Origin of the sequence: Aeromonas enteropelogenes (assembly GCF_000819845.1) — a bacterium.
In the GTDB taxonomy this organism is placed as follows: Bacteria; Pseudomonadota; Gammaproteobacteria; order Enterobacterales; family Aeromonadaceae; genus Aeromonas; species Aeromonas enteropelogenes.
Window position 1 is genome coordinate 199,736 of record NZ_CDCG01000002.1, and the last position, 9,040, is coordinate 208,775.

The following is a 9,040-nucleotide window of genomic DNA, read 5'->3' on the forward strand; positions in this document are numbered from 1 at the left end:
CTGATAAAGATGTCTATACACTGAAACACAATCAGGATATTTATAATCGCTCACGGGTATCGGTCAGTATATCGCACTCTCAGGCTGCTGAAGGGTTTCCGTGGAGAGTATTTGATATAATGGCCTCAAACAGTTGCCTGTTGAGTGATAAAAGACAAGGTATTGCTGATTTTACTAAAGGTTATGTTGATATTCCTATGTTTTCAGACCCCTTCGAAGCCAGAAAATTGGCTAAAGCATTACTTGGTTCCGAAAACCTCAGGAATCAGATTATACAAGGTTCCAATGCATGTATAGAAGATAAAGGGAGATGGCATCACCGATTTCGAGATATAGGGGAGGCTGTCGGAGTCTCGCTCATTAATGGAGATAGAATTGGTAGTTCGAAGCAAATTTTTTCTACTGATTTTATATCAATAAATAAAGCAAGTGAAAGGATTACTGAATTACAGAGAAAGTATCATAATAAAATAATAATTCGTAAAACACTATCATTGTATAAGAAAATAAGAGGGCTTTAGTTTTAATATATTTGTTTGCTATTAGTACTTTTTAATTGAAAGCTTGATTTTATTAAGGCTTTCATAATTAATGAAAAAATGTAACGCATAATTAACATGAAAGAAAAAATCCTTATTACAGGGGCCAGTGGATACATTGGCTCATCACTAGTTCAACATTTAAAAGATGATTTAGATATTATTCCGGTTTGTCGGCACTCCTCTAAAAATAATATCGATACGGAAAGTTTTGTCATAAGTGATATTTCTAGTAATACAGATTGGAGTAGAGCTTTAAAAGGTGTTAGCTTTGTTGTTCATTTAGCTGCTTTAGCTCACAACTCTCTCCAAAATACACCAAAAACAATTGACTATATTACGGAAGTTAATGTCAATGCATCAGTAAACTTATTTAGACAGGCTGAAAAAGCAGGGGTTAAACGTTTTATCTTTGTAAGTTCAATTGGGGTCATTGGAAACCAGACACAAGATGTCCCGTTTGATGAAGATTCAGAATGTAATCCAATCGGTGCTTATGCTTATTCTAAATATCAGGCGGAGAAAATTTTAAGGAAAATAGCTTCTCATTCTAAAACAGAACTGGTCATTATCAGGCCACCTCTAGTTTTTTCACCATCAGCACCGGGTAATATTGCTAAATTATCTAAAATTATAAAATATTGCCCAATATTACCGTTTGGTTCGGTAAACAATAAGAAAAGTTTTGTTTCGATTGAAAATCTTGTTAACTTTCTTGAATTATGTGTATTTAGCCCTGATGCCGCTGGGCAAGTTTTTGTTATTTCCGATGATAGAGTTTGGTCTACAAAACAATTGATCCAGGCATTAGCAGATGCTGAAGGTAGAAAGATTTATTTAATACCTATCTCTGTAACTATTTTACGTTTTTTATTTATTTTGATGGGGAAAAGAAATATTTCTAATCAGCTATTTGGGAATTTACTAGTTAACAATAGCAAAGCACGTCGTTTATTACTGTGGAAGCCTATTATATAATTTCATGTTGCTAATGTTGTTGAATGCTTCAAAAGTTAGGGTTAGATGCATAACCACTAGTAGGGATTTCAGTAATCAGTTTTATTATTTCATCGATATCGAAGTTATGGCAATATTTTTTCTAGTTTTGATAAAACTTGTTCCATTTCCTACCAATTTAGCTTTTCTTCATGCTCTGTCATTATTTTAGGGAATGTGATGTGTCTTGTATATTATCACCTTTCAATAATTCTTCATAAAGCTTTTCAATAGGGCGAAGCCTTGTAAGTTTTATCTCGATATCGCCTTCATCACTTTTATCATCGTAGAACTTCTTCATCCCCATCAGATGAATCATACATTTGGCTAGGGAAGGTGCGAACAAGTCCCCTATCCCCTATATGAGTTCATGACCCCATTTGGCATCAAGGATGAGGTTCAGCATGAGTCACCAGCTCACCTTCGTGGATTGCGAATTCAGTGGAAAACGCCGCAAAACCCGCAAAGAGATATTCCTGGCTCGCATGGACGCGTTGCTACCATGGTCGATGATGCTGGGGGTCATCGACCCCGTCTACCCCAAGGCAGGGAACGGGAGTCGTCCCTACCCACTCGATACCATGCTGCGCATTCACTGCAGCAATGATATAACCTCAGCGACAGCGCCATGGAAGATGCGCTCTACGAGATTGCCTCAATGCGTCGGTTTGCTAAACTCTCGCTGTGCTAGACTACCTCTGTCCGCACAGCCATCATGAACTTCCGTCATCTGCTGGAGAAACACCTACTGGCTCGCCAGTTCTTTGATGCCGTCAGCCAGCGGCTTTGTGAAGCCGGCTTCATGATGAAGCAAGGCTCTCCATCATCGAGGCCCAAACTCCACCAAGAACAAGTGTGGAGAGTGTGTCCCCGAGATGCACCAGACCAAGAAAGGCAATCAATGGTATTTCGGCATGAAGATCCATATCGGCATTGATGCCAAAAGTGGCCTGACTCACAGCCTGGAGACCATGCCAGCCAACGAGCACAAGCTCAATCAAGTGGGTCATCTGCTCCATGGCGTGTACTGACCCGGCCCCGGTAGAGAATTCTGCCCTAGAGTTTGAGCATGTGAGGTGCGTATGAGTACACTGCGATGTACACCTGAATTTAATGAAGAAGCCATGCGTCAGATTACCGAATGCGGTTATTTCGTTGCAGAGGTCTCCGACCGACTGGGCGTTTCTGCGCACAGTCTCTACAAATGGTTGAGGGCCATCAAACCGGATAATCGCGAGCTGTATGCCCGTGATTTGCTGGAAGCTAAAAGCGAGATCCTGAAGCTACGGGCGCAGTTGAAATGCACCGAAGAAGAGCGGGATATCCTGAAAAGGCAGCGCGGTATTTTGCAAGGGAGCCCGCCTGAAGTACCGTTTTATCAAGGAGCACTGCTCGGTATGGGGTGTCATGACAATGTGTCGGGTACTGAATGTCGCTCGGGCCGGATTTTATGCATGGCTGCATAATCCGGTCTGTGCACGCGATAAAGACAACCAGAGTCTGCTGATGCTCATTCGCGATTCATATCCCCTGAGCGGTGGGGTGTATGGCTATCGTCGGGTTTATGGTGACTTGAGTTAGATCGGCGAAACCTGCGGTAAAAATAGAGTGGGACGGCTTATGCAACTGAACCGGGCCAAAGCAGTTCGTGGCTATAAAGCGCCACGTCGGATAGCCGACAGACCTTCTGTCGTGGCGCCTAATCGTATCCAGCGACACTTTACTGTCATGCGGCCAAATCAGGTCCGGGTGACCGATATCGCCTATATCCGCACCTAGCAGGGGGGAGGGATTTGGCGGTCGTCATCAATCTCTTCGCCCGTAACGTGGTGGGTTGGTTGATGAAGCCCTCTCTCTCACGCGAACTGGCAATGGATGCATTGATGATGGCCGTATGCAGCGCTTCTGCCAGACTAACAACCTGGCCCCCAGTATGAGCCGACGTGGCAACTGTTGGGATAATACGGTAGCCGAATAGTTCTTCAGTTCGCTGACAAAAGAGCGCATCAGAAAACGGATCTACACAATCCGCGAGCTGACCCGCGCCGATATCTTCGATTACATTGAAGCGTTCTATAACAGAATCCGACGCCACAGCAACCTTGGGGACAGTCCACAACGCTTATGCGGTAACTTACAACTGGATATCACTCATACCAAAAAAATACTAAACTGGTCTCCACCTATGAGTTTCGAGCAGGGCATAAAACGCACTGTAAATTTCTACTTATCTCAATCATCTAAGTGATACTAATATGGCTATTCGATTTCTTGATTTTATTTTTGCTTTGGTTGGGCTGTTGTTACTTTGGCCAGTGTTATTGATAGTATGCGTCTTAGGTTACTTTGATACAGGCTCACCGATTTTTTGCCAACAGAGAGTCGGTAAGCATCAGCGTCCATTTACTCTCATTAAATTTCGTACCATGTCACCAAATACAGCGTCGGTGGCAACCCATTTAGTTGGGGCTTCTTCTGTCACTAAACTTGGTCAGTTTCTTCGCAAAACTAAGCTTGATGAACTTCCACAATTGATTAATGTGCTCAAGGGTGAAATGAGTTTAGTTGGGCCGCGACCTAATCTCTTTAATCAGGAGGTGCTGATCAAAGAGCGTGATGCCCTGGGGGTTTATGAGGTGTTGCCTGGGATTACCGGCTTGGCACAGGTACAAAATATCGATATGTCGACCCCTGCGTTGCTTGCCAAAACAGATCGGCAGATGATCGATACCCTCACCTTAACTAGCTACTTTCGTTATATCATCATGACGGCAACCGGCAGTGGTGCTGGCGATGCGGTTGGATCGAAATAGTATTTCACCGAGTTGCTTCACCTTATCTTCCTCACCGTTATTAACGAGATGGTTCCATTATGTTGACCTCTTTCTTGGCTATCCCCCGAGTTTATAAACGGGTGATTAGCATCTGTGCTGATCTGCTATTGCTAACTTTGGCATTCTGGGGCAGTTATTGGGTGCGGCTGGATGCCAATATTCCGTTGCAGAGTGTGCAGCACTGGCAAATGCTGGCGCTGTTACTGCCGATCACCATCGTCATCTTTATGCGGTTAGGGCTCTATCGAGCGGTATTACGCTATGTCGGTTTCAAGGTGTTGTGGACGGTGTCACTCGGCGTTCTCCTCTCCACCATGTCTTTGGTCATTCTAGCGTTTTTTATGGCAGTGCCACTCCCTAGAACCGTATCGGTTATCTATTTTGCTTTTTCAGTGTTGCTGATCGGAGGTGTGCGGCTTTTTTTCCGGGCGCTGGTACAGCGCAGTGGTCAGCAACGGGTGGCGGTGCTCATCTATGGGGCTGGATCTTCCGGGCGTCAGTTGCAGTTGGCGTTGAATCAAGGGCAGGAGTATTTGCCGGTGGCGTTTGTCGACGATGATCCCGTTTTGGTGAAAGCCGTAATCCAGGGAGTGAGCGTTTACAGCCCCGACGATATCGAGGCGTTAATCGAGCGTTTTGATATTAAAAAGATCCTGTTGGCCATGCCTAGTGCATCGCGCAGTGTCAGGCAAGCGGTGATCAATCGACTGGAACAGTACCCTTGTGAAGTTCTCTCTATTCCTGGTATGGCGGATTTGCTGAAAGGGTACGCTCATATCGATGAGCTTAAAGAGGTCAGTATTGAAGATCTCTTGGGGCGTGATGCGGTTGCCCCGCTCCCTGAGCTGATCAACGCCAATATATCTGGCAAGCGGGTGATGGTGACGGGGGCGGGCGGATCTATCGGTTCTGAATTGTGTCGTCAGATCATTCGCTGCGAGCCCGTGCAACTGGTGTTATTTGAGCTGTCTGAATATGGCTTGTATGCCATTGATAAAGAGCTGCAAGAACTCAGCCAGCAAGAAGGGTTGCAGGTTGAGATAGTGCCATTGCTCGGGTCGGTGCAGCGGCAACATCGCTTGCAAGCGGTGATGAGTTCCTTCCGGATTCAGACGGTTTACCATGCTGCGGCTTACAAACATGTCCCCCTAGTGGAATACAATGTGGTTGAAGGGGTACGCAATAATGTGTTTGGTACTCTTTACTGTGCTCAGGCGGCTATCAGGGCCAAGGTTGAAACCTTTGTGTTGATTTCGACTGATAAAGCGGTGCGCCCCACTAACACCATGGGAACCACCAAACGATTGGCAGAACTTGTGTTGCAATCGTTGGCGGCTGCGCAGCGACAAACCCGTTTTTGCATGGTGCGTTTTGGTAATGTGTTGGGATCTTCTGGTTCTGTTGTGCCGCTGTTTCGCAAGCAGATCCGCGATGGTGGTCCTTTGACTGTGACCCACCCTGATATCATTCGTTACTTTATGACCATTCCTGAGGCATCGCAGTTGGTTATTCAAGCTGGTGCTATGGGGCAGGGGGGGGATGTGTTTGTGTTGGATATGGGCGAGCCGGTCAAGATTATTGATTTGGCGCACCGGATGATCCGCTTGAGTGGCCTAAAGCTCAAAAGCGACAAGCACCCCGCTGGCGATATTGAAGTCAAAATCACGGGCTTACGACCAGGTGAGAAGCTGTTTGAAGAGCTGCTAATTGGTGAGCAGGTTGAGGGCACTGCCCACCCCCGGATCATGAAAGCCTCTGAGTTAATGCTGCCATGGCCACAACTGCGGGCGTTTTTGGCTGAGCTAGATAGCGCGTGTTTCCGCTTTGATCATGAACAGATCCGTAGCCTGCTGTTAAGTATGCCGACCGGTTTTAATCCCACCGACGGGATCTGCGATCTGGTGTGGCAGGCCAAAAATTCTTTGCCGCATGAACCTTGCTTGAGTGTGGTCGAGGATATTGATTTTCTGAATTCAGAGTGTCATCAGCCGATGCATTAAGCGGCTTGCCTTATGGCATGCACAGTGTTTGTGTGAATGACTGTTCAGATAGATGGGCAGAGGGGTGCCATAGGCATGTTGAGCGTAAATGGCCAGTTTGGGCCGGAGGTATCCTCTGCTCTCATCAGTGATAATGGTCTGTCAGGGGGCCTTCAACCATGTCTTGTCAGTTACCCTGTGCACCCCATATAGCAGAGTTTCTCGCTTAAATATGTTGAAAATTCTCGTTACCGGTGACGCAGGCTTTATCGGCTCGGCGGTTGTTCGTCATATCATTCGGGATACCAACGATTCAGTTATCAACCTCGATAAACTCACCTATGCGGGCAACCTGGAATCCTTGGCCAGTGTCGCAAACAGTGAACGTTATGCCTTTGAGCAGGTGGATATCTGCAACCGCGCCGAACTGGATCGGGTGTTTGCCCAGCACCAACCGGACGCCGTGATGCACCTGGCGGCCGAGAGCCACGTTGATCGCTCCATCACAGGCCCTGCCGACTTCGTCGAGACCAATATTGTCGGCACCTACATGCAGCTGGAGGCGCCTCGCGCCTACTGGAACGGTCTGGACGAGGTACGCAAGGCGGCCTTCCGCTTCCACCATATCCCTACCGACGAGGTATATGGCGACCTGCCCCATCCGGATGAAGTCGCCCCCGGTGTGGCACTGCCTCTCTTTACCGAAACAACTCCTTACGCCCCCAGCAGCCCCTATTCTGCCTCCAAGGCCTCCAGTGACCATCTGGTGCGCGCCTGGCGCCGTACTTACGGCCTGCCGACAATCGTCACCAACTGTTCCAACAACTACGGCCCGTTCCACTTCCCCGAGAAGCTGATCCCGCTGGTCATCCTCAATGCGCTGGATGGCAAGCCGCTGCCTGTCTATGGCAAGGGCGACCAGATCCGTGACTGGCTCTATGTGGAAGATCACGCCCGCGCGCTCTATACCGTGGTCACCACTGGTGCCATCGGCGAGACCTACAACATCGGCGGTCATAACGAGAAACAGAACCTGGACGTCGTTCATACCATCTGCGATCTGCTTGACGAGATGGTGCCCAAGGTTGGCTCCTATCGCGATCAAATCACCTATGTGGCTGACCGCCCAGGTCACGATCGCCGCTATGCCATCGATGCCAGCAAGATGAGCGCCGAGCTCGTCTGGCAACCACAAGAGACCTTTGAATCCGGTATCCGCAAGACAGTGCAGTGGTATCTGGATAACCAGCAGTGGGTCAACAATGTCAAGAGCGGGTCCTATCAATCCTGGATCGAGCAAAACTACGGGGAGCGTGCCTGATGCATATTCTGCTGTTTGGCAAAAATGGCCAGGTTGGCTGGGAACTGCAGCGCTCGCTCGCCCCATTGGGCCGGATCACTGCCGTCGATTTTGACTCGACCGACTACTGTGGCGACTTCAGCAATCCGGCCGGTGTGGCCGAAACGGTACGCTTGGTCAAACCCGATGTCATTGTGAACGCGGCAGCCCACACGGCAGTCGACAAGGCGGAAAGTGAACGGGAGTTTGCCGAACTGCTCAACGCGACCAGCGTGGCCGCTATAGCCAAAGAAGCGGAGGCATTGGGGGCATGGTTGGTGCACTACTCCACGGACTATGTGTTCGATGGCAGTGGTGATCGCCCCTGGCTGGAAACCGATGCGACCGCACCGCTGAATGTGTACGGCGAAACCAAGCTGGCAGGGGAACAAGGTGCAGCACTCTGCTCCCGTCATCTAATCTTCCGCACCAGCTGGGTCTATGCTGCCCGCGGCGCCAATTTTGCCAAGACCATGCTGCGTTTTGGCAAGGAGCGCAGCGAAATGTCAATCATCAATGACCAGTTTGGCGCCCCGACCGGCGCCGAGTTGCTGGCCGATTGCACCGCCCATGCACTCCGCGTGGCGCAGCTCAAACCCGAGGTCGCCGGGCTGTATCATCTGATTGCCTCCGGCACCACCACCTGGTTTGACTACGCCCAGCTGGTGTTTGCCAACGCCAGAGAGGCAGGTGTTGAACTGGCGGTCACGCAACTCAATGCCGTGCCGACCAGCGCCTTCCCAACCCCGGCCAAACGCCCACATAACTCCCGCCTGGATACCAGCAAATTCCAGCGCACTTTCGATCTGGTGCTGCCGGACTGGACGGTCGGTGTGGAGCGGATGTTGACCGAGATCCTGGGCAAGTAAATCACTGGCCAGGGACGTATTGAACACCTCCCTGGCTGGCAGGGATAAAACAGAAAGGAGTGGTGTCAAGCAACCTTCTCTTTTGAAATTTAAAAATAAGAAACAAGCATCATGACCAAACGTAAAGGCATTATTCTGGCCGGTGGCTCCGTCCCCCGTCTCTACCCTGTCACCATGGCGTTGCTACCCATCTATGACAAGCCGATGATTGAGGTGCCCTGACAAGATCGGACACACCCGGATCAAGCCGTCTGAGTCATTTTCCAATATCTCTTGGTGAATTCAGCCGAGCTGACATTGCTAAGTTGTGAGTGCTGACGTTGGTGGTTATAAAAAATCTCGATGTACTCCTGAATCGCGGCCTTAGCCTCTGTTCTCGTCTTGAGTCGATGGTGGTGAACCAATTCATTTTTAAGAGACCCTCAGAAGCTTTCTATCGGGGCATTGTCGAAACAGTTCCCCTTGGCGTTGTTGCCCAAATCAG

At 48.8% G+C, this 9,040-nt stretch carries 7 protein-coding genes and 4 pseudogenes; 9 read left to right on the top strand and 2 right to left on the bottom strand.

The features are described from left to right. The coding region (locus tag BN1123_RS20605) for a glycosyltransferase family protein (protein WP_197064419.1) at positions 1–521 on the top strand (521 nt) is incomplete at its 5' end. A gap of 96 nt (positions 522–617) precedes the next feature. After that, positions 618–1,517 (top strand): NAD-dependent epimerase/dehydratase family protein, encoded by a 900-nt coding sequence (locus BN1123_RS20610; RefSeq protein WP_082037438.1) that lies wholly within the window; start codon positions 618–620, stop codon positions 1,515–1,517. Positions 1,518–1,698: 181 nt separating this feature from the next. On the opposite strand, the gene BN1123_RS21980 is transcribed toward BN1123_RS20610, so the two are convergent. After that, positions 1,699–1,881, bottom strand: coding sequence for a polysaccharide biosynthesis protein (locus BN1123_RS21980; RefSeq protein ID WP_411595183.1), 183 nt, complete (start codon positions 1,879–1,881; stop codon positions 1,699–1,701). 58 nt (positions 1,882–1,939) lie between these two features. On the opposite strand from BN1123_RS21980, the pseudogene BN1123_RS20620 reads away from it, so the two are divergent. From BN1123_RS20620 to BN1123_RS21200, 7 genes and pseudogenes are all read left to right on the top strand, one after another. Beyond that, a pseudogene (locus BN1123_RS20620) lies at positions 1,940–2,557 on the top strand (IS5 family transposase); the annotation flags it as partial. Positions 2,558–2,617: 60 nt separating this feature from the next. Further along, positions 2,618–3,642 (top strand): annotated as a pseudogene (locus BN1123_RS20625) (IS3 family transposase); the annotation flags it as partial. Positions 3,643–3,790: 148 nt separating this feature from the next. Continuing rightward, the gene (locus BN1123_RS00860) at positions 3,791–4,348 is read left to right on the top strand and encodes a sugar transferase (RefSeq protein WP_042024888.1); all 558 of its coding nucleotides are present in this window, start codon (positions 3,791–3,793) and stop codon (positions 4,346–4,348) included. A 59-nt stretch (positions 4,349–4,407) separates the two neighbouring features. Beyond that, positions 4,408–6,369: a polysaccharide biosynthesis protein gene (locus BN1123_RS00865; RefSeq protein WP_042024889.1), complete on the top strand. Its 1,962-nt coding sequence runs from the start codon at positions 4,408–4,410 to the stop codon at positions 6,367–6,369. A 214-nt stretch (positions 6,370–6,583) separates the two neighbouring features. Continuing rightward, entirely contained in the window at positions 6,584–7,669 is a 1,086-nt protein-coding gene (gene rfbB / locus BN1123_RS00870) for a dTDP-glucose 4,6-dehydratase (protein WP_042024900.1), read from the top strand. After that, positions 7,669–8,556: a dTDP-4-dehydrorhamnose reductase gene (rfbD, locus tag BN1123_RS00875; protein ID WP_042024890.1), complete on the top strand. Its 888-nt coding sequence runs from the start codon at positions 7,669–7,671 to the stop codon at positions 8,554–8,556. The genes rfbB and rfbD overlap by 1 nt, the downstream gene beginning before the upstream one ends. A 111-nt stretch (positions 8,557–8,667) precedes the next feature. Then, positions 8,668–8,775: pseudogene (locus tag BN1123_RS21200) on the top strand (sugar phosphate nucleotidyltransferase); the annotation flags it as partial. 23 nt (positions 8,776–8,798) lie between these two features. On the opposite strand, the pseudogene BN1123_RS20630 reads toward BN1123_RS21200, so the two are convergent. Then, positions 8,799–9,040: pseudogene (locus BN1123_RS20630) on the bottom strand (IS3 family transposase); the annotation flags it as partial.

Bases quoted from the DNA above. Each gene is read 5' to 3' on its own strand.
- BN1123_RS00860 (WP_042024888.1), top strand. From the start codon at position 3,791: ATGGCTATTCGATTTCTTGATTTTATTTTTGCTTTGGTTGGGCTGTTG.
- BN1123_RS20610 (WP_082037438.1), top strand. From the start codon at position 618: ATGAAAGAAAAAATCCTTATTACAGGGGCCAGTGGATACATTGGCTCA.
- rfbD (WP_042024890.1), top strand. From the start codon at position 7,669: ATGCATATTCTGCTGTTTGGCAAAAATGGCCAGGTTGGCTGGGAACTG.
- BN1123_RS00865 (WP_042024889.1), top strand. From the start codon at position 4,408: ATGTTGACCTCTTTCTTGGCTATCCCCCGAGTTTATAAACGGGTGATT.